Raw genomic sequence first — 26,177 nt, 5'->3', positions numbered from 1 at the left:
GAGGTCCAACATGGGCGGTCTTACCTCGCTCCTCAACATCGGCAACAGCGCGCTGTTTGCCTCGCAAAGTGCCATACAGGTCACCGGCAACAACATAGCCAACGTGAACACCACCGGGTATTCGCGTCAGGCCGTGCGGTTCGAGGAGAGCATCACCATTGACAGCCGCCCCGGTCAACTGGGTACCGGGGTCAATGCGGTAGAGGTGTTCCGCTATTTCGACAAGTTCGTGGAAGAACAGTTCAACGACCGCAACTCCATCTACCAGCGCTGGAACACGCAGCAGGAAGTGCTGAAAAGCGTGGAAAGCCTGTACAACGAATCCAACTCACAGGGCCTGAACGCCATGATGAACCAGTTCTTCAAGGACTGGCAGGAACTGGCCAAACGGCCCGATGACGATGCCGTGCGCGAGGCACTGTTGGCGCACACGGAAAATCTGGTCTTCCTCATGCGCGACATTGAACAGAACATGAGCCGCATGCAGACGCAGATGGACGACTACATCCGGCAGGAAGTGGATCAGGCCAACGATCTGATGACCCGTATCGCCGAGCTGAACAGGCAGATACAGGTACACGACGTACCCGGCTCCAACAACGCCAACACCCTGCTGGACCAGCGCAACCAGCTTGTCCGCCTGCTGGCGGAAAAGGTTGATATTGACGTCATAGACAACGGCAGCGGCGATTTTACGGTCAACACCAAGGCGGGCCACACCCTTGTGGACGGCACAGAGGTCTATGAACTGCGCTTCACGGGTCCTGCCGCCTATCCTTCGCTCACTTCCGGCTCCACCTTTGACGGCACCATCGCCTTTGATGGGCAGGACGAATACGAATACACCTTCGAGGTCGTCAGCGGCGGCACGGTCACCAGCAGTGCCGGTGTGGGCGCAGCCATGCTGCGTGTTTCACTGGACGGCGGCCGCACGTGGCTGAAGGACGAAAACGGGAACGAACTGCACATTCCCGCACGTCCGGAATCGGAAAAGGTGCGCGTGCAGGGCTCAAACATCGACATCTATTTCACCGACAGCACGCAGAACCTTGCCGTGGGCGACAAGTTCACCGTGGTGCCCAAAAGCCACCTCATGTGGGTCACGCCCACCACGCAGGACCTGAATATCACACCGCAGTCCTTCTTTGACGGTACGGAAAACGAACGCCGCCTCACCGGCGGTTCCATCTCCGGCTACTTCTACCTGCGCGACTATAACATCGGCCGGTACCGCGAAAAATTAGACGGACTGAGCGAGGCACTGGTCTGGGAAGTAAACCGCCTGCACAGTCAGGGCAGCGGCAGCGAGGCACACACCCTGCTGCAGGGCACGTACGGGGTAAAGAATACCGGCCTTGCGCTTAATTCGCCCAGTGCCGGACTGGACTACGGCCACAAGCTGACCGAAGGCAACATGATGTTCTATGCCTACAACGAACAGACGGGCGAGCTTGCCTCCCCCACCTCGTTCGGGCCGCTGGATTTCGACTCGGTCACCCCCGGCATACAGAATTTCGATCCCAGTGTGCACACGCTGGAAGACGTGCGCGATGCCTTCAACAACACCATGGGCACCTTTGTCACAGCCTCCATCGTGGACAACAAGCTGACCCTGCGGGCCAACAGCGGCTACACCTTCGAACTGGGGTCAGATTCTTCGGGCCTTGCCGCAGCCCTGGGCCTGAACACCTTCTTCAAGGGTAACTCCTCCTCCACCATCGCCATACGCGATGAACTGCGGCAGGACTCCAAGCTCATCAACGCAGGCAGCGTGAACGGCGGCGGAGAGGCAAATACCGGCGACAACAGCATCGCCCTCGGCATTGCCCAGTTAAAGGACAAGAAGGTGTCCATAAACACGGCGTCGGATTCCTCCTCCAACCAGTCGCTCCAGCAATACTACAACTCGCTGGTGGGTCTGGTGGGCGCAGATACGGCCAACGCCAAATTCAACGCCATGTTCAATCAAACGCTGGCCAAGGACCTGAACGAGCGGCAGAACGCCGTCGCCGGGGTAAACCTGGATGAAGAGATGAGCAACCTCATCAAGTTCCAGCATTCGTACAAGGCTGCCGCCAAGCTCATCACCACGGCGGACCAGATGATGCAGACAGTCCTGAGTCTGAAGAACTAACGGCCACAGGCAGGGAATAACGCCATGTCAGTCAGAGTATCACAGCGCAGCATGTTCACGAACTTCGTGACCAACATGAACTCGTCGCTTGCCGACCTCATGGAATCGAACATTCAGGCCTCCAGCCAGAAGCGCATCAACAAGCCTTCGGATGACTCCATCGGCACGGCGCGGGTTCTGAACTACCGCGACTCGCTTTCCGGCATTGAGCAGTACAAGAAGAATATTGATACCGCCAAAAGCTGGCTGGGCCTTGCGGACCAGACCCTGCTGCAGGTAAACACCCTTCTCACCCGCATGAAGGGCCTTGCCGAACAGGCTGCCACCGGCACGCTGGACGCAAACAACCGCGAACAGATAAGCTTCGAACTGCGCCAGCAGTATGAGCAGCTCATCAACCTTGCCAACACCCAGTACGAGGGACGCCACCTCTTTGCCGGTCACAAGACCGACCAGCCCGCCTTTGTGCAGGGGCTCGGCCTCACCTCCAACGACAGCGTGTTCCCCGACGGCAGCTATTCCATCACCGGTGCCGCCAGCAAAACCTTTGTGGTGCAGTTCACCAGCAATGCCACCATCGGCGGCGCCACGCCCGTAACCCTTCGCTATTCCACCGATGCGGGCAGAACATGGCAGAACGGCGTAATCGCCGCAGGCCAGAACTCACTCACCATCGACGGCGTGAACCTGACCATGCAGGCAGGCACGGCGGTGCAGGCGGTGGATACCACCAATGTGCACGATACGCTGAGCAACGGTTCCATAAACGGCACGTGGCTCTACATACGTCCCACAGCCATATACAAGGGCGATGATAACGACCTGCCGCCCACCATAACACATTTCGGCGCATCGCCGGTCACAGGTGCCGCCTCCGGGGTCTTCTCCAAGGACGTGCTCGTGCGCATAGACTCGTCCAATGCCAGCCTCGGCGGACAGATTGTCTATTCCTACAGTCTGGACAACGGCAACTCGTGGACCAGAGGCAACATAGCCTCTTCCGCAGGCACCTCAAACAGCGCGCCTCTGTCCATTCCCGGCGGGTTCCTCACCCTGTCCTCCAACGGCGGTAACACGCTGGCACAGGGTGATCAGTTCATCGTGCGCCCGCACCGGGGCGACATCACCTTCGAAATTTCCCGCAACCAGACCCTTACCGTGAACAGCATCGGCAAGGACGTGTTCGGCGGTCTGTACCAAGGCCCCAACGACTCCGTGCCCATGGCGGCGTATGGCGGCGACGGACGCAACCTGTTCGAAACCGTGGGCAGGCTCATCGGGTTCATGGAGAGCAACAACCAGCAGGGTATTCAGGAAGCGCTGGCCGATCTGGACACCGCCAGCTCGCTCATCATGACGCAGGCAGCCGCTGTAGGCGGACGCGAAAACCGGCTGGAAGTGGTGGGCAATGTGCTGGACACCATTCAACTGGACGAAAAAGCAAGAATGAGCAATATTGAGGACATCGATGTGGCAGAACTGATGACCAAGCTGGCCCAGCAGCAGCTCATCTACAACAGTGTTCTCAAGTCTTCCGCGCAGATTATGCAAATGAACCTTACCAACTTCATCTAACACCTATGCTCATCCTAACCCGGCGCCCCGGCGAAAGCCTGCACTTGGGCGACAACATAAAAATCACGGTGCTGAGCGTGCAGGGCAAGCAGATAAAGCTTGGCCTTGACGTGCCGGAAGATATGACCGTGTACCGGGAAGAAGTGTACTTGCGTGTTAAGGAACAAAACCGTCTGTCACTCGAAACAAGCGACGCGGATCTTCTGGCGGCTACGCAGATATGGCAAGGAAAAACGAAAAGATAGTTCATACGCGCCTCGGCAGGCAAGTGGTGTCCATGGATAAGGTCATATACTTTCCCCGTGGACTCATGGGCTTTGAGGACAAGCACGACTTCACCCTGCTGCAACTCAAGGAAGGCTCGCCCTTTCTCGTGCTGCAAAGCATGGATGATCCCCGTCTCGGCCTTCTGGTGGCAGACCCGTACAGCTTTCTGGAAGACTACCCCATCCGTGTGGGTGAGGCGGAACAGAAGCTCCTGCGCCTGCAGAACATCCGGCAGGTGGCCGTGCTGGTTACCGTCAGCATCCCCAAGGGTGAGCCGGAAAAAACTGCCCTTAACCTCTCCGGCCCCATACTCGTGAACCATCAGGCCCGGCTGGGCTTGCAGATTCCGCAGACAGACGGCAAGTTCCCCAGTCAGGTCTACCTGCACATGCCCAAGGAATAGCCGCGCACAGGGCTGCATGGTGCAGGGGAGTCTCCTTCCCCGCACTGCAAACGCTTCAGGGCCGCCGTGTCTGATCATTGACACGGCGGCCCTGAAGCGTTTTTGCGCCTGCACCGCCCGAACGGCCTACATTAACCACCAACCGGCATACAGCAAAACCACGCAGGCACGCTGCCACCGCCCCCTCCTGCGGAAAAAAACAGCCATGCCGCGACATCCCCGCAGGAAGCGTATCTCCCGCTGGCAACCCGTCCTCAGACACTACCGCAGGCAGCCATCCTACAGGCAGCCACCCTACAGGTAGCTATCCCGCAAGCAACTATCGTACAGATAACTATCCCGCAGGCAGCTATTCCGCAGGCGCAAAAAAAGCAGGCCCCGCCTGCCCGTATTTCCGCAAATACCCCCGTACAACCCGTACTGCCCGGTATCGCCAGTTACTGCCCGTAACCGTCGGCTACTGGCCGCAGCTGCTGCCTACCCCGCTGCACAAGAAAAGGCCCTTCCGAAACACGTTCGGAAAGGCCTGCTTACATGAACAGTTCCACTTCTTCCTTGATCAGCTTTTCGGCAACCTTCTGGCTGTCCACAATATACTCACCGGCGTCCACCTTCGCCTTTATGGCGTTCACCTTCTCCTGACGCACATCCGGTGTGCTCAGGGCGGTACGGTAGGCCTCGGTGCGCAGGCGGGCTTCGTCAGAAACGCTCACCCGGTCGCCTTCCGCTGCACTCTTGCCGGATTCGCCGCTCTTGGCTTTCCGGGCCTTGGCTGCATCGGCCTTGTCCAGCTGTGCCTGATAGGGATCAAGACCCTTCAGGTAATTCTTTATTTCCATAATGAACCTCCCCGGGGCGCAATGCCCTTATAGCATGGTGGCGTTCACCCTGTCCAAAGAGATTTGCCACAGCTTCTCCATAATGACCATTTTCTCGGCTGGCGTTACCTCCACGGTGCCATCGGGGGTTTCCCGGTACACCTGAAGGTCGAGTTCGGTCGGAGGGTAGGTGAAGGTAAGCTTCTCGCCCACTTCACGCTCAAGCTGTTCCTTAATCTCCCGGACCACGGGATTGTCACTGCCGGAAAGCAACAGACTTTCCATCACTTCTCTGGCAATGCGCTCCACCATTATGCCGCGCTTCACATCCGGAGGAAGGGTTTCCTCTCCGTCGCCACGAGCCATCTTGAGCGCCTGATTGTAGCGCGCAAGCCGCCTTGCGGTGACAAGCTGCTTGTCGTACTTGAGCAGCATATTGCGGATGTAAAACGACTTTACGCTCATTACGTTCTCCCCTCATGTCCCTTATCGGAACCTTAGGAAGAGAACTTTAGGGCTGCATACGCATTTTTCTCAAAAAAAGTTTGAGGGGAGAAAGCGGCGCATGCTCTCACCCCTCTTTTCGACTGCACGGCAAAAAAGTTTAGGCCACGCGTAAAGTTGTCACCGCTGCCCCACCCGTCATTACATCCTGCCCCCGCAACAGCCCCGCCTGCGGGCGCATGGCCCGCCCTTACTCTTGCCGTTGCGTGCAAAATCCGGCATGGCTTACAGCATCCGCAACACACATATCCTGCAGGCACCATGACAAAACGCCCGACTTCTCCCCATCACCCGCCCGCTGTGCATGAGCATGACCGGGAAAACCTGCCCCCGTCCACAGTTCGTCCACTTTCGTCCCCCGCAGGTCCCTCATATCCGGACACGCCCCCGGTGTTTACCGCCCTGCTTCCCGTGGTGCTGGCTTCCGGTTCTCCCCGGCGCAGCCAGTTTCTGCGCGAATTGGGCATCCCTTTTTCCGTCCACACCGCACCAGATGCAGAACCCGCACCGCAGCCGGACGAAAACCCGGAAGACTACGCCCGCCGCGCAGCCCTTGCCAAAACGCTGCCCGTGGCAGAACACCACCGGGAAGCCTGTGTCATCGGGGCAGACACCATTGTGGTGCTGGGCAGGGAAATCATGGGCAAACCGCAGGATAATGACCATGCGCTAGACATGCTCAGCCGCCTTGCAGGCACAACCCACGAGGTTATCACCGGTGTCTGCGTGGTCATGCCGCAAACCGCGGCACCTGCCGCAGAGCGGATTCACACCTTTGCCGTCTCCACCCGCGTGACCATGGCCCCGCAAAGCCGGACAGCCCTGCTTGCCTACATCCGCACGGGAGAACCCGCCGACAAGGCCGGAGCCTACGCCATTCAGGGCATAGGCTCGTTTCTGGTGGAACGCATAGACGGCTCATGGTCCAACGTGGTGGGCCTGCCGCTGACGCGGGTGATTGAGACTTTGGTTCAGCGGGAAGTCGTTCACCCGGGGATGGGGAGATAATCTTGCCGAGTTTATAACTGCTAACAAATTACGACATTAAGGCGATGATACAGTAAACAATGACAAGATTTAGGTTTGCTTACAAACTTCTTACCATCGCGGGACAATAATCATTTTCTACCGAGCTTGCCCACGTCTAATCTCAGGAATTAACGAAAACTGTTTATCAGCTACCCCCTTCTGCCGCTGAAATTTAATCGAAGAGGCAAGCAAATGATCTGGCAATGGAAGATGAAATCATTAAATATTTTACTGATCATTCTATTCCTTGGGCTATCATCAGCCGTAAAAGCTCAGGAACTTACTATTTTTGTCGACAACTGGCCTCCGTATAACTTTATGGAAAATGGCAAGATTGTTGGAATCAGCACGGAACTGATAGAAGCAGCGTTACAGAATGCCGACATTAAATATAAACTTGTTCCTCACCCTTTCAAGCGAGCCTTGCTTACTGTAGAAAGAACCCCAAACACCATGCTATATACAGTAGCACGAATCCCACAACGCGAAGATATGTTTGTATGGATTGGCCCGCTACATTCAAGGAAAGTATATCTTTATAAACTAAAAAACAGAACCGACATACAAATCAATGACCTAGAAGACATTAAAAAATATCAGACAGGAGTCCTTTCCGGGGGATCTGTCGAACAGTTTTTCATCTCCAACGGTTTTCATGAAAACAATTACTACGTAGCGTCCAATTCTGAGCAATTGTTGAAAATGCTATTTGCAAAGCGTATCGATCTTATTCCAGGAGACCCGTTAGATTTAGAGTACCAAATGAGTGGATTGGAACACAACTATTCAAGCATCGAAACTGCACATCTTCTTTCTGATGAAGGCGACTATTACATGATAGCAAACAAAAAAACTTCTGAAAACATTCTCGTTACGCTACAAAGATCCTTAGAAGATGTAATGGCCACAGGCGCCAAAGATAAAATTATACAAAAATATGTGAAGTAATCTTGATATAAACATGACAATATCCATTCATTGCTGGAATCATCGCTCGCCCCCACACACAATCTCACCCCAGAACAATTTCAAGACGAGTGAACACTCACATTTACAACACATAATCACTGATTAACGTGGCAGGCTGCCAACAGCGGAACTGCTGCACGTGCTGGCAGCCTATCACGTCATTGCGCCACGGAAAGACTAAGAGACAGAAAAGACATGGCAGACAGCGATCCCATACTGGCCACATGGTCGTTTTCAACAGACAAACCCCACACAACCATCGTCATGCCGGACGGCTGCCGCGACCTCATCATCAGGCAAAGGCCCGATGGCACGCAGCACGTCTTCTTCTCACACCTTATGCACTCGCCCGAAACCGTTTCCGTTTTACCGGGAGAAATGTTTTTCGGGGTGCGGCTCAAGCCCGGCGCGGCCATCGCGGCCCACATCCTCAGTAAAGCGCCCACGCCAAACTCCCTGAGCACGCTCGCGGCACTTGCGCGCGAAGCTGCCTCCATCTCATCCGACAGCACGGAAATGCTGGCCTGTCTGGCCGTTGCCACTTCCTCCGCCTCCGCCGCGCACGCTCTGGGCGTGAGTTTGCGGACCCTGCAACGCCATGCCGTGCAGATAACCGGAGAGTCCCCCGACTTCTGGCGTCAGCTGGCCCGGGCCCGGAAGGCGGCTCGCGGCATCCTGTCCGGTCACCACCTGCAGGATGCCGTAGCCGGATGTCTTTTTTCGGATCAGGCCCACATGACAAGAGACCTGAAACGCTGGTTCGGGTTCACGCCGGGGGCATTGGCATCCGGGCGGAACAACCCCTCCCACCCGGCGTGGAGCATTTGCGAGACAGGCTACGATGCCCCGCTGACCGGGGAACATATCTCAATCAGATAACCATCACCGCCGGTCACATACGCGGTTGTCTGCCCCCACGGCTCCTCGCGAACCTCCTGCACTACCGTGGCACCGGCAGCCCGTGCCCTCTCCAGTGCTGCGGCCACGTCGTCCGTCTCGAAGGCTATCTCAAAAACCGGCGAGGAAGGATCGGCGTTCCCCGGTGTTTTTCCCAGCTGGGTCATGAGCCGCAGGGAAGAAAAGGATAACGTTGTGGCCCCGGTATCCAGTTCGCCATAGTCGCCGGATTCGTGAATCATCCGGCGGCTGAGCCCGAAAGCCTGCTCAAAAAACTCTATGCTCCGGGTCACATTCTCCACAAACAATATCGTGTACTTAAAGCGCATGTCATACTCCTTTGCAGCCGTTTCTCCACCCGTACACGTAAAGCCAACCTCGTGTCTTGAAGAATCACGACAGGAACAGCACACCGTCCCGGCTGGCCGAATTTCTTGGAAACGCCTCCCAAAATGTCTCTGTCCCCTTTGCCCCCTCTTGCAGAAAGCACTCATTTACATTACAGGAAATGCTCCTTCACACACAAGAAGGCACAAGGGGGAAGCCTTGTCCTACACCATATCCGTCGAATACAGAGGCGACCACGTGTTAGCCCGCCATACGGGCGAGGACAACTACCGCATCAGTCTGGAGCTGTGGAGCAAAATTGTGGACACCTGCACACGCCGCAATTGCTATTACGTACTGGGCGTTGCAGAAACCACCACACCGCTGAACACCATGGACGCCTTCAGCCACGGAGAAATCTTCAAGTCACTTGGCGTCACCTCAAAATACCGCATCGCCTGGGCGGAACGAAACCCCGCTGCCCTGCAATCCCTGCGCTTTGTGGAAACAGTGCTCCGCAACAGAGGCATAACCAACGGACGCCTGTTCAGCGATGAATCCGAAGCGCTGTACTGGCTTCTTGCAGAAGAGGCGGCCCTGGCCGGAAGCGCTCTCTAGCCCGCAACCACCGTATTTCTCCTCCACTACGCGCTACCGACCTCGCTTCGCGGCCATTGCCCGCCATTGCCCGCCGTTGCCCACCATTGCCCACCATTGAAAGACGCGATCAGGTCGGTCAGGAGCGATCAGGCGTAATCTGGCGCGACCACATGCAACCAGGTGCAGCCTGGTGCAGTCTTCTGGTGCAGGCTGGCGCCCTCGTCCCCGCCCACTGGATCATTTTCAGCCGGAACAAAAAAACGCCACACCGCACAGCGGTATGGCGCATTACCATTTCCTTTCCGGCGCGCGTCAACTGCCGCAGGCGGCCTCATCCTCTGTCTGGGGATTAAAGGCAAACCCGTTCTTGCCATCGCGCTTCACATCATACATGGCCTCATCCGCCACCTGCACCAACTCCTCAAGCGTGCCCCCGTCCTGCGGGAAGATACTCACTCCCACGCTCACACCCACGGCACAGTCCTGCCCTTCTATGAGCACGGGGGAATTGATGTTGGCTATAAGACGGCTCAGTGCTTCCGCCACGTCTTCACGCGAACAGACATCCCGCATAACCACAACAAATTCATCGCCCCCAAGACGCACCACGCATTCTTCCGGCACATAGCGCACCAGCTTTTCCGCCACCTTTTTGAGCAGCAAGTCACCCACGCGATGCCCGTACGTGTCATTGACCTGTTTAAAGCCGTCCAGATCAAGGAAACACACCGCCAACTGCTTGCCCTTCTGCTGCGTCTCATCCAGCCACACGGGCACCGTGTCCATAAGAAACAAACGGTTGCCCAAGCCTGTCAGCACATCTTTGTAGGCATAGCGGATGGCCTTATCCATCAGCGATTCGCTCACATCCTTCACGGTAGAAAAAAAGCACTCGTGCTCGGGGGAAAACATAAGGTTCCAGCTCAGACGCTTGTATTCACCGTCATTACACTGGAAACGAAAAATCACCGATGTGGTGCTCACATCGGCGGTGATCAAACTCTGCAACTCCGCAAGGGCGCGTTCGCGGTCGTCAAAATGCATATACTCCACAAGATAGCTGCCAAGCAAAACGCTTTCGTCATGCCCGGTCACAGCCTCCCAGTGGGTATTCACATCCTCGAACCGTCCATCAATGGACACAACAGCACCCATATCATGCGTCAAAGAGAGCCACGCGTAGCGCTCTATCTGCAACATGCGTTCTATCATGCCCAAGTCGGGCTCAAAGGAAGGTATTTCGTGCACGGCTCACCCCCACCAAAACAGATTCCCCAACACGACCCCGCACGATCACGGGAGAGACGTCTCGGGCACCATCCGGCACCCGCCCCCCGCCTGCGCGGCCCACTGTTGCAATCTTCATCGCCGTGAACCGCCACTCCCAGTCTCGCCTAGGGCAATCACTCGGGCTGTACCAAAATTGGCCCGAAAAGACAAAAGGTAAATCGAAAAAACGCTATTGAGCAAATAATACCTTAAAACACGGCCACTTTCGCACCCGCAAAAAAACGGAAAAACCACACCCAAACACGCAGGGCAGGCTGCCTTATGCAGTCACTCCCGCCTTAACCTGTCGGCAAGCATACGCCTTTGCCGCACATGTGCCGGCAATGGCAACTCCCGGAACGCGAAAAACACCGAGTAAGGGCACTGCACGCGCGGAACTGCGGAGCAAACGGCAGGATAGGCTGCCAGCCACTTCCCAACGACCGCTACCCCTTGCGCAACGAAACAAGCAATCCGTTCAGTGCTTCCGCATCCCTGCGCAGCATATGAAGTGTCTCCTGCGCCCTGTCCATGTCACCTGCTGTTTCCGATGCAATGCGGCTCACGTCCTCCACTGCGCGGTTAATCTCTTCCGAAGCGGCAGACTGCTCCTCTGAAGCAGTGGCTATGGAACGAACCTGATCGGTCGTGCCCTGCACAAGGGAGACAATCTCCCCAAGGCGCTCTCCCGCCTGAACCACAAGGCCGGAAGCCTGCCCCACCGCATCACCGGCAGCCCCCATATCGCCCACGGTCTTGCGTGTTCCCACCTGTATAGCCGATATGGCGCTTCCCACTTCCTGCGTTGCATGCATGGTCTTTTCCGCCAGTTTGCGCACCTCGTCCGCCACCACAGCAAACCCGCGTCCCGCCTCACCCGCCCGGGCGGCCTCTATGGCCGCATTCAGGGCCAGCAGGTTAGTCTGATCCGCTATGTCATTGATGACGTTGATGATATCACCTATCCCTTCAGCGTGTACACTCAACTCATCCAAACCGTTTCGCATGGTGTCAAAGGTCTTCTGCACCGCCCCCATGGACGACACAACCTCACCCACAACCCCGGCCCCGGAAACGGCGCGGTTTCTGGCCGTTTCCGCGTTATCCGCAGCCGATGCGGCATTCCGTGCCACTTCAAGCACGGTCGCGTTCATCTCCTCCATGGAAGAAGCCGTCTCACCGAGGCGGTCATTCTGTATGCCGGTCCCACTACCTACCTGTTCAACCAGTGCAGCCAGTTCCCCGGTTGCGCCACTCACGCTCTCCACAACCGCTTCCAGCCGCGCGGCCGCTTCCATAAGCCCCTGCTTTTTAGCCTGCTCAGCCGCGCCACGGGCCTCTTCCGCCTCCGCCATGGCCCTTTGCGCCTGCGCCGCCTGTTCGTCCGCCTGTTCCTTCCTCTCCTCTGCCTCGGCAATCTTCGCCCTAAGCGTCTCCACCATGGTCCTCAAAGACTGCACCAGACTACCTATTTCATCCTGCCCCGCATATGTTATGCCCCGGTTCAGATCGCCCGCCGCCACGGCATCGGCAAAATGCACCGTTTCACGCAACGGGCCAACCACGCTACGGGCAAGCATAAACACACTGACCGAAACCACAGTAACAGCCGCCAGCAACAGCAAGGCTCCCACCATACCCGTCTGATCCATCACTGCACGCAAGGCGCCCTGCGCCTCATCCAGTTCCTGCCGTATGGAATCCTGCATAACCGTCAGGCTTTCCAGAACCCCGTCGCCTTCCGCATCCAGCCGGTCATCCATTTCCGCAAATGCCTGCCGCATGGCCTGCTGCTCATGGGCCCCCTCTCGAATGGCCTCAGGAAGCTCCCGCTCCAAAGCCTCGGCAAGTTGAGGCAGCAAGGCAATAGCTGTCGCAAGAGCCTGTTCCGATTCACCGGCCAAAACGGTCCTGAGCACGGGCATTTCCCGTTCCAGCATCCGCAATCCGTCGGCTATTGCTGTAGCGCGCTCCGGCGAAATATCGCCTTCCTCCTTGTCTACAATGGCATCCATGGCGGCAAGCATGACACGCAGCACCACCCTGCGCATCTCCGCAATCCGCTGGAGCATACGCCCCTCTGCACCGCCGGACTCCCTGGTATACTCCAAGCCGGACTCAATAACCGCCAGGGCCTCGTCAAGGCCGTCGCCAAACTCATCCAGCCGGTCATCCAGTTCTTCAAACCGCTTCGAAACAGCCTCTGACCGCCCCGCACTCTTCTCGATAAGATTCTTCAGGTCCACGCGCACCGCGTCAATAAACTGTACTCCCGTGTGTGCCAACTGGCGGGCAACCTCGCGCTCCTGATCCGTATCCGAAAGCATTTCCAGTTTCGGCAGTCCGCTGAGCAGCATAGCCGCGTTTGCCTCAATCCCGGCCATCCTCTCCTGACTGATGGTACCGTCTTCCCTGTCCACAATGGAATCCATGGCGGCAAGCAGCAATTCCAGCGTGGCAGTTCTCATTTCCTGCACCACCTGCAACTGTTCCTGCCGTTCATGGTCCTGTTCCACATAGACTCTGACAGCCTCCTGACCCCAGCGTCCGATGATGCCCATGACCACCAGCGCGGCAACCACCCCAACCCCCAGCACAACCATCTTTGCACGAATAGTCAGCCGCATGTCTCTCTCCCTCCGCTCCTTATCCATTCCAGCCTGTTACAAAAGCACAACGCTGCACACACAGGCCGAAAAAGGCCATCTTCCGTAGCATAGCATAACAGAGTGAACCTGCAACAGTTCAGTTGTGTGCCAATGCAGGTTCGGCGCATACGACGGCACCACCGTTGCGGGCAGAAAAGCGCAGCGACATGAATATGATCAGGAAAAGGAGGTGGAGAAGGAGGAATCGGCAGAGCAAGTCTATCTGTTTGAAAAAACCACTCCCTGCAAGCCGTTCAAACTCGGTGTGATGCAGGACGCAAAAAAGGCTCAGGCCCTGTTTCCCATGTTACCGGCAGGCGCGCAAGAGGCTTGCGCAATACCCACAACACCTCGCGGCAACACTGCAAGATGCTTTTCCGGGTTCTGCCATACAAACACCTATTCCCAGCTGCGGACCAGTGCCGCCTCCTCAGGGGAAAGCAGGTCATACCAGCGTTCGCGGAACCACGCATAGTGGTTGATGCGCAGGTCCTTCCACAGGGCGGGGCGGATATCCCACGGCTTGGGGCCGTGAAAATGGATGATGCGCCCCTCGCGCCGGGCTTCCTTCCTGTACGGGGGACAGTTGCAGGAAGGGGGCAGCTTGGTGATGCGCTTACCGAAAAAATAGTTCAGCAAAGACTGGTCCAGGTTGCCTATGTGATGCAGGTTCTGTTCGCAGTACGCCAGAAAATTGCGGATATAGTCAAGCCTGCGCAGCCGCGCCAGATTAAAGAGCACCACGCCGGATGAATACGTCCAGATGGGAAAAGGCATGGGTACCACGTAGCGCTTGCCCCGATACTGGTATTCCATCTGCTCGACGTTATGAAAGAAGGGGGCCGTATCTTCACGCGCCATGGACATATACGGGGGGCGTATCTCCAGCAGATCGTCGAACCGGGAGTGGAAATAGATATCGCTGTCGCAGTAGAGCACGAAGTCGTCTTCTGCAAGTTCCGGCACCAGTGCCAGTTCCAACTTCAGAAAAGCGCCGATGGCGCGATGAAACTGCGCGGGCACCACATCCCTGTTCAGCACCGGAGCATAGCAGGACAGGGCAATGCCTTCATCCCGCACCCCCTGCATCACGGACTCGTCCTGACCGCCGTAGACGCAGAGCACGGGCACGGAGTCGCCATACAGCCTGCGCAGGCTGCGCACCGCCACCCGGGCAAGCATGAGGTAGCGGGGGTTGTCATCGATGCAAAAGACTATCTTCATGGTGTCCCGAAACGCGGCGCCATGCGCCGGTACTTCTTGCCTTATCTCATCCGGCTACCGCTGTTTGCCCGTCATGTCCGCCGCATTTGGCATGTCCTTCAGGCCCGTTATAGCTAATTCCGATGGAACAACACCGTCCAGGCGACCCAACGGACACGCGCGCCCCTCTACAACAGGTACAAGCACGCTTTCCTGCTTCAGCACCACCTGTCCCTCGGCACGGCCCAGCATCTTCAGCCATACCTCGCCGGAGCGGGTATCAAAAACCAGCTTGCGCCCCCTGTCTCCCAGCACATTCTCCCGGGATACTGTCAATCCCAACCGCTGCAGCATCGCACGCGCCGTCTCCACATTGCGGGAGCCCACATCCACAAGGCTGCGTACAGATGCAGTACCGCCCTGCCCCATGCTGAACGCTCCCCCGAAGAGTTTTAGCTCCATGTCACGGTTGGCTATGCCACGCCGCCGGAATTGTTCATATATGAGGAGAATGGCGGAATCAACAAACTTGCAGGGAGTTTTCCCGGAGTCTTTGTATCCGGCGTGTTCCGGCAGCATGGCGTGGAATATGCCCGCAAGCCCGCTGCCCGCATGAAAAAATGACACGGACACGCACGAACCGAGCACCGTGGCGATGAGCATATCCCCGGCGGTAACTATACCCTCGCCTATCTTGAGATGCACGTTGGGCAGGTTGGAATCCCGCAGCGGACCGGGAAGCGAGGAATGAATGCTGGAGCGTTTGCTGCCTGGCAGCATGGTGGCCTGTACTCCGTCAGGATGCGCGCATCCTGATACTTGGCTGGCTGTTAAAAAATGCCCCTGCGGGCCGGTCAGAACGGCACTGTACGCATCGGGGCAGGCAATCAAAACCCATGCATGAAAAACGTGCGGAGTCCGGCAGTACAGACATTTGCGGCAGGCAGCCGCTTCGGCAGGCTGGCCGTGGTTTTCCCGGAACAATCAGCGCCCGCAGGAATGCCCCGCTCGCCGGATGCCCTACCTGCGGAATAAAGCAACCTCCACCCCATACAATACGCCGCCCCACACGGCACGCCGTCCCATTGCCCGCAGAATGCCGGAAACGTTCCGGTCTCCCCGCTGCGCTTCGGCCCATGCGCTCTGCGGGCATGCCATGGTGCGCCGTCTGAAGCGCGGTACCACGCGGCAGACACTACCAGCCGGACGCGGCGCACGCGCAACAGAGCGGGCGCGCGCCTGCTTTCCGGAATCCACCGGGCTGTGTCTCCCACGTCAAACTATGCCGGGATGGGAACAAACTAGTCGTTCACCAGCTCCTTCAGTTCCTTGCCTGCGCGGAACACGGGCAGCTTCTTGGCAGAAACTTCCACACTCTGTCCCGTCTTGGGGTTACGCCCCTTGTACCCGCTGTAATCCTTCACCTTGAACGAGCCGAAACCACGAATCTCCACTCTGTCACCTTCCAGCAAGGCATCCCGAACACTGTCAAAAAACGTGTTCACGACCAGCGCTGCCTCATCATTGGACAGGTTATGCTCTTCCGACAGCATCTTAACAAGTTCACTTTTGTTCATCCCGGCACCCTCGCTCCTACGGGCAAAAAGATTAGTCCACTATATTAGAGTAATACATACACCGCAAAACTCTGGCAAGGGGCTTTTCCCATTTTTATGCCGAGTTACACGGGGCAAGGCTGCGTCCGGCCAGCATTTCCGCCCGCATTGCGACTGGCGCAACGGCTCCCGGCGGCACTCCGCCACTCCCCGCTGCATCCCGTTGCAACCGGGGCTACACATGATTACGCAGCTTCAGTTCCAGCGGATGCGGGCTCAGGTACCATTGTCCGGCCAGATACGATTCCGCATACTTGCGCACATAATGATTCAGCAAGGTCACCGGAACAATAAGCGGTACAAGCCCTGCATGGTAGGCTTGAATGATTTCCAGCAGTTCCTGCTTTTCATCTGCCGTCAGGGTTTTCTTGAAATATCCCATAACGTGCTGCAACACATTCACATGCTTCTTCACCGTGGCCTCTCTGCCCATGGCCGTGAGCAGTAGGGTCTGATACCGCTCCGCAAGCTCTTCTGCCCTCTCATGCGTACCGGCCCCCGCGACAAGCTTCCCCATCGTGCGATAGTGCTCCACGCTGTGTGACATAATAAGCAGCTTGTGCCGGGTATGAAAGGCCACCAGCCCGCCCGGCGTCATGCCTTCCTGCAGAAGCTGCCGCCACCTGCGCATGACGAAGATGCGCTCCACAAAGTTCTCCCGCAGCGCGGGATCGTTAAGCCTCCCCTCCTCCTCTGCAGGCAGCAGCGGAAAGGCGCGCATAAACTCCGCAGCAAAGATGCCCACCCCCGCGTTAACTGGCGGTCCGGCCTTCTTCGCTTCCTCCGGCGGCACATCGCGGTAGACCTTAACCCTTTCCATGCCGCTGGAAGGAGAAGCCCGTTTGAATATGAAGCCGCACAAGCCCTCATCATGCAACCCGCGTATGCGCTCCTGCGACCACTCGCGCATGCGCCCGGTAAAATCCTCGCCCCCGCGCACGGTAATAAGCCGGGGATTCTGCGGGTCGCCCACAAGGCGCAGAGCCTCGCGCGGCACAGGCAGGCCCATCTCCACCTCCGGGCACACGGGCACAAACCGCACGTACGCCCCAAGCGTGTTCACCAGCCACGAGTCCAGCTTGTGCCCGCCGTCAAACCGCACCTTGTGCCCGAGCAGGCACGCCGAAATGCCCAAGGTAATCTTATCCGTTGCATCAACCATGTTGCGCTTTCTCCATGAAGCGGTACAATATGCACAGTGTCCGGTAAAAAAGGCACCGCACCATCCGGGTGCGCAGCTCGCCTCACCCGGCGCAGGACATGCTCAACGATTGTATACAAGGATGTGAACGATGGCGATAGCCGCGCAGGATATTCAGGTGATATTTTTTGATTTCAGCGGTGTTCTGGCAGAAGAGGGATTTGTTCAGGGACTCAAGGAAATAGGCAGACGCAACGGGCAGGACCCGGAAACATTCCTGCGTACGGCGGCAGACATATGCTACGCCAACGGCTACGCCTCCGGCAGGGCGGACGAGCACGCCTTCTGGAATGACGTGCGCGCAGACACCGGCGTTACAGGAACCGATGAGGAGCTGCGCCGGGAGATACTCTCCCGTTTCATCATCCGCCCGTGGATGCTCCGCGCCGCAGCACAGGTACGCAGGAGCAACCTGCGCACAGCCATTCTCAGCGACCACACCAACTGGCTGGAAGAACTGGACGCCGTGCACGGCATCTTCCGCCACTTTGACAGGGTATTCAACTCCTTCCGGGAAGGCATGACCAAGCGGTCCGCAGACTTCTTCACCCACGCCTGCGCCGTCATGTCCGTGCAGCCGCACCACGCGCTGTTCATAGACGACAACCCTTCCAATACCGACAGGGCAGCGACGGTGGGCCTGAACACCATCACCTACACCACCTACGCCGAATTCGTAACCCGCATGCGCGGCTTTGTTCCCGGCATCGTGCTGCCGCCGGAAGGGTCGGTAAGCTGAGCACGGTTTTCCGGCGGGCATCCCCCAAATCCGCCCGCTACAGCCCGTTGAGAATGCCGCTGCAGACAAGGCAGGGGCGATGCACCCCCCGCCTGCACACATCCCGTTGCCAGTGCACACATGCAATGATACTGTGGTAATGCTCGTACCATTCTCTGCACTCAGGAGCCCCCATGCCCACCGCACATTCCCGTTCCTGTCCGCCCCACTGCGGCAAACAAGGCTCCGGCACCCCGGAAAAGGTGCCGCCTCGCCATGCGTCCGTGACTCCCGCCCGACAGGTCGGGCAGGTCGGGCAGGGCCGGCAGAGCGAACAGGACAGACTGAACGGGCAGAAAGGGCAGAACACACCGGAAACGCCGCCTTCGGAACCCATTTTTGTGGCCCGCCAGCCCATTTTTACCGCAGACAGAGACATATGGGGCTACGAACTGCTCTTCCGCCACAGCGGAACGGCGGCAACGGCGCAGGTGGAGGATCAGGATGTTGCCACCGCCCGCGTCATCGCGGACGGCTACCAGCTTGCCCAGTCCCAGATAGCTGCCGACAAGCGCATGCTCATCAATTTTCCGCGCAACCTCATCCTTTCAGGCGCGGCGTTCACCCTGCCTGCCCACCAGTGTGTGCCGGAAATTCTGGAGCATGTGGAACCCACGCCGGATATTCTGGAAGCCTGCGCCAAACTCAAAGCGGCGGGCTACACCCTTGCGCTGGACGACTACGTGGGACAACCGGGCTATGAGGAGCTTCTGGCGCTTACGGACATCGTCAAGGTGGAAGTGCTGGGCATGAACACCATGAAGCTCAAGCTGGTCACGGCACGGCTCCGGCAGCGTCCGGTGCTGCTGCTGGCGGAAAAGGTGGAAACGGCCGAGATGTTCGAAGCATGCAGGGAACTGGGATACGGCCTGTTTCAGGGCTACCATTTCAGCAGGCCGGAAATCGTGCCCGGCAGCAAGGTTTCCTCCGCCCAACTGGTAAAAGCACGGCTGCTGTCCATGCTGTGCCGGGACTTTGAGATAGGCGAACTCGCTCATGTCATCTCGCGTGATGCCTCGCTCACCTTCCGTCTGCTCAAATATATCAACTCCGCTGCCTTCGGCCTGCGCATGCAGGTGGAATCGGTCAGTCAGGCCATTGCGCTGCTGGGGCAGAACCCCATCCGCCAATGGCTCATGGTGGTGCTGGTGGCAGACATGAACCCCAGCCATGCCGCGCAGGAACTTACCTTCCTTTCCGTGCTCCGGGGCCGTTTTCTGGAACAGACAGCACGCGCTGCGCGTCTGCCTGCTTCTGCAGACACCATGTTCCTTGTGGGGCTGCTCTCGCGCATAGATGTGCTCATGGGCATGCCCATGGCTGAACTTATGGAACAGATTCCGCTGGAACCCGATATCCGGAACGCCTTTCTGGGTGCCCCCAACCCGTTGCGCCAATGGCTTGCCTGTGTGGAAGCGCTGGAAGAAGGCCGCTTTGACGAAGCCCGAAGGGTGCTGGCCATCTACGGCATTGCTCCAAAGGATGCCGCCGCCGTGCGGCTGGCCGCCACGGAATGGACCCAGCGCATACTGGGTCAGCGGGACTGATCACAACGCGCACATAACGTGCGCGCATGACGCTCCCCCGCCTCACGCATGGGCTATACCAGCCGGGAGGCGTGTACCAATGCCAGCGATCCCACCAGCAGCCCCGCCATGACGCCGTTGAACACCCGCTGCCGCAACGATGTTTCCAGAAAACGCCGGATCTTCACCCCCGCATACGCCCACAGGGCGATGGCAGGCGCCGCAGACAGAAATCCCAAGGCTATAAAGGCCACCCCCGCCACCGTTGCCGCCACGCTGCCCGGATTATGCCCGGAGCCGCCGCCCGCCACGGAAAATGACGCAAGCGCCCCCACAATCATCATCCAGCACTTGGGATTCACCCATTGAAAAAGCAGCGCCTGCGTGAAGGAAAACGGCCTGCCCGCAGGCCTGATCCCAGCGTTGCCCGCCTCCGGACCTGTACCGGAACCGGCAGCCGGCTCCGCAACGGGCACCGTACCCGCCGTGGGCGGTATGGTGGCAATCTTCCACGCCAGATACAGCAGATAGGCTCCGCCCACCCATTCCATGGCCGCGTGGACGGCCGGATACTCCGTGAACAGCCTTCCCAGCCCCAGCCCTATGACAAGAATCATGCTCTGCACGCCCAGGGTTATACCCAGCATGTGCGGCACGGTGCGGCGGAACCCGAAGTTCGCACCGGACGCCGTGAGCATGATGTTGTTGGGGCCGGGTGTGGCACACATGGTTACGCAGAACAGGAAAAGAGGAAGGAAATGCCTGCCCATAATGCCGTTCAGAATGCTCTCTGCCATACCGTCCATTGCCGTGGCCTCCGTATCGGGTGAAATATGCATGGCGGCGAAAAATCCCGCATCCGCAGCAGCGGGCAAGGATGTTCCGGCCGCGCATGAATGGATACGATTGACACAATCCTCTCGTCAAAATATGAATTGTCATCATGACAATATTCATCCAACTCCTGCGGGAAACCTGTGCTGCCCCACCAGCATCCGCTGCCGGCCGCCCGCCGCGCCCCAAGTATCTGACCATAGCCGATGCCATTGAAACGGCTGCGGCAAGGGGCCTGCTGCAACCCGGCGTTGCGCTGCCCACGCACCGTGAGGTGGCTGACGTGCTGGGCGTTACCGTGGGCACGGTTACGCGCGGTTATGCAGAGGCGGCACGCAGGGGCCTTGTGCGGGGCGAAACGGGCCGGGGCACCTTTCCGCTCTCGCAGAAGGAAGGGTTTGCCCGCATCGGCAGGCGCGCAGAGGATACCGCAGACTTCCTGCGCGAGGCTGGCACGCTGCACGAGCCGCATGACGCAGAAGCCCACCCGTTGCAGCAGCAGTCGCAGAACGGATTCTCACGGGTGGACATGGGCCTGAACACCCCCTTCCATGCCCTTGATCCCGATCTGGGAGAGGCACTCGGCCAGCTTGCGGCGCGCGGCAACCTGCAACCCCTGCTGCATTACCACCAGCCGCGCGGCCTGCTGCGCCACCGCGAAGCCGGAGTGCACTGGGCAGCCCTGCACGGCTACCGCGCCGAACCGGACAACGTGCTGGTCTGCGCCGGAGCACAGCACGGCATGGCGGTAACACTGAGTGCACTCTTTGCCCCGGGCGACCGTATTGCCGTGGAAAGCCTAACCTATCCGCTCATCAAGCCCCTTGCCAAACGGCTGCGCCTGCAACTGGTTCCCGTTGCCATGGACGCGCAGGGCATGTTGCCGGAAGCCTTTGCCGCCGCCTGCGTGCAGGATAACGTGCGGGGGCTGTACATCATGCCCGGCTGCCAGAATCCCACCCTTGCCCACATGCCGGAATACCGCAGGCACGAAATGGCAGCCCTGTGCCGCCGCCACGGGGTACGCATCATAGAAGACGACATGTATGCCCTGACGCTGGAAACGGTGCTGCCGCCCATATCCGCACTGGCACCGGAACTCGGCTGCTTTATCGCCTCCACCTCCAAGGCGCTCACCGGCGGGCTGCGCACAGCCTTTGTCTGCGCCCCGCCGGACTGCGTGCGCAGGCTGGAATCTGCCATCGAATCCACCATCTGGATGTCCGCCCCGCTCATGGCGGAATTGGCCGTACTGTGGCTGCAAAACGGCACTGCCGCCCGCGTGCTGCACACCAAGCGGGCCGAGGCGGCAGCCCGCAACGCCATGACCCGCGACATTCTGGGCGCATGGAACTATTCCGGCAGGCCTTCCGGCTACTACATCTGGCTGCGCCTGCCCAAACGCTGGCGCTCGGTGGAGTTTTCGGAAGCTGCGGCGCAACGCGGCGTTTCCGTAGCGCACATGGAGCATTTTGCCGTGGGCAGCGCACAGCCGGAACAGGGGGTACGCGTCTCGCTGTGCGGCCCCCGCGACAGGCAGAACCTGCGCACCGGGCTGGAAGTGCTGGCGGACCTGCTCTCGCTCTGACGTTCTGATGTTCCGAATTTCTGATGTGCCGATGTCGACTGCCGCAGGAAAGCCCCCTTTCGGGGCACGGATGACACGCCGAGAGAGTGGTCATATCTATCCGAAATAGTTCATTTAAAAAAATAATCCTTGCAATGCTACGGGCCATTTGCTAGGGCCTGAAGTTCGCTCATGTCATATATTTCCACACATGGAGTACACCTATGACCCGTAAAGACCGTACAGAAGGCATCTACAGCCGCCGCGAGGTGCTGGACGAAAGTGAACGCCGTCAGTACTACCTCATTCAGCTCAAAGACCTTCTTTCCTACGCCTACCGCTATTCCGAGGACGTGAAAAAGCGTTTTGACCGCGCCCAGTTTCAGGTGGAAAAGTTCAAGACGCTCTCCGACCTCAAGCATATTCCCATTCTCAAAAAGAAGGAGCTTATCTTCCTCCAGTCCATGGGGCCGCGCCTCGGCGGTCTGCTCACCAAGGACTTGGGCGAACTCAAGCGCATCTTCCTGTCGCCCGGCCCCATCTTTGACCCGGAAGACCGGGCGGACGACTACTGGGGCTATACAGAAGGCTTTTACTCCGCAGGGTTCCGCTCCGGCGACGTGGCGCAGATCACCTTCAACTATCACCTCGCCCCGGCAGGTCTGATGTTCGAAGAGCCTCTGCGCAACCTCGGCTGCGCTACCATTCCCGCCGGACCCGGCAACGCCGCCACCCAGCTTGAGATCATGCAGAAGCTGCGCGTAACCGGCTATGTGGGCACGCCCAGCTATCTGATGCACCTTGCCCAGAAGGCGGAAGAAAAGGGCCTGAACCTGCGCAAGGACATGTTCCTTGAAGTGGCCTTTGTCACTGGCGAAAAGATTTCGGAAAAAATGCGCTCGCAGCTTGAAAAGAAGTTCGACCTCATCATGCGCCAGGGCTACGGCACGGCGGACGTGGGCTGCATAGGCTACGAATGCTTCCACAAAACCGGCCTGCACATTGCCAACCGCGCCTATGTGGAAATCTGCCACCCGGACACCGGCATTCCGCTCAAGGACGGCGAAGTGGGCGAAATCGTGGTCACCGCCTTCAACAAGACCTACCCGCTCATCCGCCTCGCCACCGGCGACCTTGGCTACATTGACCGTTCTCCCTGCGCCTGCGGCCGCACCTCGCCCCGCATCGGCTCCATCGTGGGCCGTGTGGACACCACCGCACGCATTAAGGGCATGTTCGTGTACCCGCATCAGGTGGAGCAGGTCATGGCCCGTTTTGACGAAGTGAAACGCTGGCAGATAGAAGTGACCAACCCCGGCGGCATTGACGAGATGATCCTGTATATCGAGGCGAGCAACTTCAAGCGCGAGGACGAACTGCTCCATCAGTTCCGCGAAAAGATCAAGCTGCGCCCGCAGTTGAAGATTCTCACCCCCGGCTCGCTCCCGCCGCAGATACGTCCCATCGAGGACAAGCGCATATGGGATTAACCCCATGGCAATAAACCGCAGACACATAACGGGGATGCTCTGCATCCTTGTCTGCATGACCCTTCTGGGCGGCTGCGCGCACAGGCCGCAGCCGCCCGTTTCCTCCCTGCCGCCCGTTACGGCAGACATGCCCGCAGACATGCCCGCGGACATGGCAGAAGGCTCCCTGCTTCTGCACGATGCCAGCCCCGCCAGCCTTGACGATTTTCTCCGGCGTGCCCGGCAGGCAGACTTCATCCTTCTGGGCGAAGGCCACACCGTGCCCTGCGACCATCTTATCCAGTCGCGCCTCCTGCAGGTCCTTGCCGAATCGGGCATGCGCCCCGCCGTGGGGCTGGAGATGCTCTCCACAGACAGGCAGCCCGCGCTGGACGCCGTGAACAACGGCACCGTACCCCTTGCGGACTTTGCCGATGCCGTGGACTGGAAAAAGGAATGGGGCTACCCCTTCGACCTGTACCGTCCGGTGCTTGAAACCGTATACGCGCACCGCCTGCCCCTCCACGCCCTCAATGTGCCGCAGCGCATCGTGCGCAAGGTAAGCCGGGGCGGTGTTTCCAGCCTGTCGGACGAGGAACGCGCCCTGCTGCCGGAACGCATCATCCCGGCCTCCGATGCGCAGCGCGAGGCCCTGCAAGACATGGTGAACGCGCACAAGGCCATGCGGACCATGCGCAACGCCACCCGGCAGGACGTACCCTCCCCGTCGGCTACCGATGCACAGCCCGACGCAGACGTACAGCCGGATGCAGGCGTACAGCCGGACACCGGCGCACAGACAGACTCAGGGCCACAGGCAGACTCTGGCACACAGGCAAACGCTGCGGCACAGCCGGACAGGCTGGCAGGCAGCATGGAGCGCTTCTTCCTCGTGCAATCTCTCTGGGATACAGCCATGGCAGAGCAGGCCATTGCCGCGCATGAATCGCGTAACGCGCCTGTGGTGGTGCTTATCGGCGCGGGGCATGTGGAGTTCGGATGGGGGCTGGCGCACCGCATACGTACCCTGCGGCCCGAATCCACCGTGCTCATGCTCTCCCCGTGGCGCGGCACCGAGCCTGTTGACCCGCAGGAAGCGGACATGCGGTTTTTCTGCCGCCTCGCCCACAAAAGCCGCATGGGTTTCACGCTGGTGCAGACAGAGGAAGGGGCGCTGGTAGAATCCGTCAATCCCGGTTCCCGCGCGGAACAGGCCGGTTTTGCGGCAGGCGATGTCATTCTCTCCGTAAACGGTACGCCCACGGATTCCATGTGGGTACTGCACCGTGCAGGTGCAGAGGCCGCCAAGTCCAATGCCCCGCTGGTTTTTGACATACGCCGGGGAGAGGCCCGGCTTACCCTCTCGGTGTCCATGCCTTCCAGACAGGAAATCGGTCAGGATGCAGGCACGGACAATGGCCCGGGCAATGGCCCGGACAGTGCGCCGGATAGTGGCTCGGATAAGGATAAGGACTCGGGCAAAGACCCGGGCAAGGATCAAACAAGCGGCCAAGTCTCCGACTAAGTATCTGACCAAGTATCTGGCTAGGTAGCCGAACAGGTATTCGACCAAGTATCCGACCAAATATCCGACCCAATAACCGATCAGCCATCAGCCCAATAACCGATACCCGTTTCCCATGCGCTGCCCGTTCATGGACAGAGCAAAGCCGCCCGGAACAATACCCCCTGAGGATTCCCATGCCTGAACTGCCGGAAGTGGAAACCATAGCACGCGGGCTTGCCCCGCAAGTGGAAGGCCGCACCATCACCGCCGTGCATGTCTTTAATGCCTCCACCGTGCATGGCACCCGCGCCCTGCTTACGCATAAAACAGCGGGCTGCACCGTGCGGCGCGTGCACCGACGGGGCAAGCTGCTGCTCATGGATATGGCCGCAGCCGAAGAAGGTTCCCCCGGTCCCACCCACATCGCCTTCCATCTCAAAATGACAGGCCGCCTGTTTGTCTACCCGCAAAATACGCCGCCCGCCGCGCACACACGGCTCATTTTCGACCTCTCGGACGGCCGCCGCCTCTTCTTTGACGATGCCCGCAAGTTCGGATACTGCCGCGCACTGGCGCAGGCGGATTTCAAGGAGTGGGATTTCTGGCAAACGCTGGGGCCTGAACCGCTGGAAACAGGGCAGCAGGCCTTTGTGGAACGGCTGCGCCACCGCCGCACCCGCATCAAGGCAGCCCTGCTGGACCAGACCGTCATTGCGGGCATAGGCAACATCTATGCGGACGAGTCGCTCTTCCGCGCCCGCATAAGGCCGGATGCTCCCTGCAACAGCATACCGGAGAAGCAACTGCGCACCCTGCACGGGGTCATGCAGGCTGTGCTGCAGCAGGCCATCCGCGAATGCGGTTCGTCCATCCGGGACTACCGGGATGCCCACGGCGATGCCGGAGCATTCCAGAACAATTTTCTGGTCTACGGAAGAAGCGGTGAACCATGCCGGGAGTGCGGCATCCCCCTTTTCACCTCTAAAGTCGCCGGCCGGACCACCGTCTTCTGCGGCGTGTGCCAAAGATAGACTAT

Annotated in this window: 23 protein-coding genes and 1 pseudogene; 14 read left to right on the top strand and 10 right to left on the bottom strand. The window is 58.8% G+C overall.

Going from position 1 to position 26,177, the window contains the following annotated elements; translation table 11 throughout:
* The first annotated feature begins 10 nt into the window (after window positions 1-10).
* The 4 genes from flgK to fliW are packed head-to-tail and all read left to right on the top strand — an operon-like array spanning window position 11 to window position 4,379.
* Window positions 11-2,134 (top strand): flagellar hook-associated protein FlgK, encoded by a 2,124-nt coding sequence (gene flgK / locus HUV26_RS12220; RefSeq protein ID WP_174410431.1) that lies wholly within the window; start codon window positions 11-13, stop codon window positions 2,132-2,134.
* Between the two features lie 24 nt (window positions 2,135-2,158).
* Window positions 2,159-3,709, top strand: coding sequence for a flagellar hook-associated protein FlgL (flgL, locus tag HUV26_RS12215; protein WP_174410430.1), 1,551 nt, complete (start codon window positions 2,159-2,161; stop codon window positions 3,707-3,709).
* Between the two features lie 5 nt (window positions 3,710-3,714).
* On the top strand, window positions 3,715-3,954 hold the full coding sequence (csrA, locus tag HUV26_RS12210; protein ID WP_174410429.1) for a carbon storage regulator CsrA: 240 nt from the start codon (window positions 3,715-3,717) through the stop codon (window positions 3,952-3,954).
* Window positions 3,930-4,379: a flagellar assembly protein FliW gene (fliW, locus tag HUV26_RS12205; protein WP_174410428.1), complete on the top strand. Its 450-nt coding sequence runs from the start codon at window positions 3,930-3,932 to the stop codon at window positions 4,377-4,379. The genes csrA and fliW overlap by 25 nt, the downstream gene beginning before the upstream one ends.
* Before the next feature lie 530 nt (window positions 4,380-4,909).
* Here fliW and flgM read toward each other — a convergent pair.
* On the bottom strand, window positions 4,910-5,218 hold the full coding sequence (gene flgM / locus HUV26_RS12200; protein WP_174410427.1) for a flagellar biosynthesis anti-sigma factor FlgM: 309 nt from the start codon (window positions 5,216-5,218) through the stop codon (window positions 4,910-4,912).
* 27 nt (window positions 5,219-5,245) lie between these two features.
* A complete protein-coding gene (locus tag HUV26_RS12195; protein WP_174410426.1) occupies window positions 5,246-5,662 on the bottom strand; it encodes a DVU0524 family FlgM-associated protein in 417 nt (138 codons plus the stop codon).
* A gap of 300 nt (window positions 5,663-5,962) precedes the next feature.
* Here HUV26_RS12195 and HUV26_RS12190 point away from each other — a divergent pair, with 300 nt between their 5' ends.
* The 3 genes from HUV26_RS12190 (at window position 5,963) to HUV26_RS12180 (ending at window position 8,578) form a co-directional block, all read left to right on the top strand.
* Window positions 5,963-6,709, top strand: a complete 747-nt coding sequence (locus tag HUV26_RS12190; protein ID WP_174410425.1) for a Maf family protein — start codon at window positions 5,963-5,965, stop codon at window positions 6,707-6,709.
* A gap of 213 nt (window positions 6,710-6,922) precedes the next feature.
* Window positions 6,923-7,678 (top strand): substrate-binding periplasmic protein, encoded by a 756-nt coding sequence (locus tag HUV26_RS12185; RefSeq protein WP_174410424.1) that lies wholly within the window; start codon window positions 6,923-6,925, stop codon window positions 7,676-7,678.
* Between the two features lie 216 nt (window positions 7,679-7,894).
* A complete protein-coding gene (locus tag HUV26_RS12180; protein WP_174410423.1) occupies window positions 7,895-8,578 on the top strand; it encodes a helix-turn-helix domain-containing protein in 684 nt (227 codons plus the stop codon).
* Here HUV26_RS12180 and HUV26_RS12175 read toward each other — a convergent pair.
* On the bottom strand, window positions 8,536-8,925 hold the full coding sequence (locus tag HUV26_RS12175; RefSeq protein ID WP_174410422.1) for a VOC family protein: 390 nt from the start codon (window positions 8,923-8,925) through the stop codon (window positions 8,536-8,538). The genes HUV26_RS12180 and HUV26_RS12175 overlap by 43 nt on opposite strands.
* 217 nt (window positions 8,926-9,142) lie before the next feature.
* Between HUV26_RS12175 and HUV26_RS12170 the strand changes: the two genes are divergently transcribed.
* Complete coding sequence (locus tag HUV26_RS12170) at window positions 9,143-9,541, top strand: hypothetical protein (protein ID WP_174410421.1); 399 nt, start codon at window positions 9,143-9,145, stop codon at window positions 9,539-9,541.
* Window positions 9,542-9,835: 294 nt separating this feature from the next.
* Here HUV26_RS12170 and HUV26_RS12165 read toward each other — a convergent pair whose 3' ends face one another.
* From HUV26_RS12165 to HUV26_RS12140, 6 genes and pseudogenes are all read right to left on the bottom strand, one after another.
* On the bottom strand, window positions 9,836-10,771 hold the full coding sequence (locus HUV26_RS12165; RefSeq protein ID WP_174410420.1) for a sensor domain-containing diguanylate cyclase: 936 nt from the start codon (window positions 10,769-10,771) through the stop codon (window positions 9,836-9,838).
* A 467-nt stretch (window positions 10,772-11,238) separates the two neighbouring features.
* A complete protein-coding gene (locus HUV26_RS12160; protein ID WP_243451374.1) occupies window positions 11,239-13,419 on the bottom strand; it encodes a methyl-accepting chemotaxis protein in 2,181 nt (726 codons plus the stop codon).
* Between the two features lie 420 nt (window positions 13,420-13,839).
* On the bottom strand, window positions 13,840-14,664 hold the full coding sequence (locus tag HUV26_RS12155) for a glycosyltransferase (RefSeq protein WP_174410419.1): 825 nt from the start codon (window positions 14,662-14,664) through the stop codon (window positions 13,840-13,842).
* 54 nt (window positions 14,665-14,718) lie between these two features.
* A complete protein-coding gene (locus tag HUV26_RS12150) occupies window positions 14,719-15,423 on the bottom strand; it encodes a chemotaxis protein CheD (RefSeq protein WP_174410418.1) in 705 nt (234 codons plus the stop codon).
* 521 nt (window positions 15,424-15,944) lie between these two features.
* Window positions 15,945-16,241, bottom strand: a pseudogene (locus HUV26_RS12145) (HU family DNA-binding protein); the annotation flags it as partial.
* A gap of 193 nt (window positions 16,242-16,434) precedes the next feature.
* A complete protein-coding gene (locus HUV26_RS12140) occupies window positions 16,435-17,421 on the bottom strand; it encodes a YbgA family protein (RefSeq protein WP_174410416.1) in 987 nt (328 codons plus the stop codon).
* 130 nt (window positions 17,422-17,551) lie between these two features.
* Between HUV26_RS12140 and HUV26_RS12135 the strand changes: the two genes are divergently transcribed.
* Window positions 17,552-18,199 carry an HAD family hydrolase gene (locus tag HUV26_RS12135; protein ID WP_174410415.1) on the top strand — a complete coding sequence of 216 codons (648 nt, stop codon included), beginning with the start codon at window positions 17,552-17,554 and terminating at the stop codon, window positions 18,197-18,199.
* 173 nt (window positions 18,200-18,372) lie between these two features.
* A complete protein-coding gene (locus HUV26_RS12130; protein ID WP_174410414.1) occupies window positions 18,373-19,785 on the top strand; it encodes an EAL and HDOD domain-containing protein in 1,413 nt (470 codons plus the stop codon).
* Between the two features lie 53 nt (window positions 19,786-19,838).
* Here the strand turns inward: HUV26_RS12130 and HUV26_RS12125 are convergent, their stop codons facing one another.
* Window positions 19,839-20,603, bottom strand: a complete 765-nt coding sequence (locus HUV26_RS12125; RefSeq protein WP_205245144.1) for a LysE family translocator — start codon at window positions 20,601-20,603, stop codon at window positions 19,839-19,841.
* Between the two features lie 104 nt (window positions 20,604-20,707).
* On the opposite strand from HUV26_RS12125, the gene HUV26_RS12120 reads away from it, so the two are divergent.
* The 4 genes from HUV26_RS12120 to mutM all read left to right on the top strand — a co-directional run bounded on the left by HUV26_RS12120 (window position 20,708) and on the right by mutM (window position 26,172).
* Window positions 20,708-22,186, top strand: a complete 1,479-nt coding sequence (locus tag HUV26_RS12120; RefSeq protein ID WP_174410413.1) for an aminotransferase-like domain-containing protein — start codon at window positions 20,708-20,710, stop codon at window positions 22,184-22,186.
* A gap of 203 nt (window positions 22,187-22,389) precedes the next feature.
* Window positions 22,390-23,655, top strand: coding sequence for a phenylacetate--CoA ligase family protein (locus HUV26_RS12115; RefSeq protein WP_174410412.1), 1,266 nt, complete (start codon window positions 22,390-22,392; stop codon window positions 23,653-23,655).
* 4 nt (window positions 23,656-23,659) lie between these two features.
* The gene (locus HUV26_RS16835) at window positions 23,660-25,159 is read left to right on the top strand and encodes a ChaN family lipoprotein (protein WP_174410411.1); all 1,500 of its coding nucleotides are present in this window, start codon (window positions 23,660-23,662) and stop codon (window positions 25,157-25,159) included.
* Window positions 25,160-25,335: 176 nt separating this feature from the next.
* Window positions 25,336-26,172, top strand: a complete 837-nt coding sequence (gene mutM / locus HUV26_RS12105; protein ID WP_174410410.1) for a bifunctional DNA-formamidopyrimidine glycosylase/DNA-(apurinic or apyrimidinic site) lyase — start codon at window positions 25,336-25,338, stop codon at window positions 26,170-26,172.
* The last annotated feature ends 5 nt before the right edge of the window (window positions 26,173-26,177 follow it).

Source organism: Desulfovibrio psychrotolerans (genome assembly GCF_013340305.1).
Taxonomy (GTDB): Bacteria; Desulfobacterota; Desulfovibrionia; order Desulfovibrionales; family Desulfovibrionaceae; genus Halodesulfovibrio; species Halodesulfovibrio psychrotolerans.
Note: the sequence above shows the minus strand (reverse complement) of the source record. Positions and strands in the feature narration are given on the sequence as shown.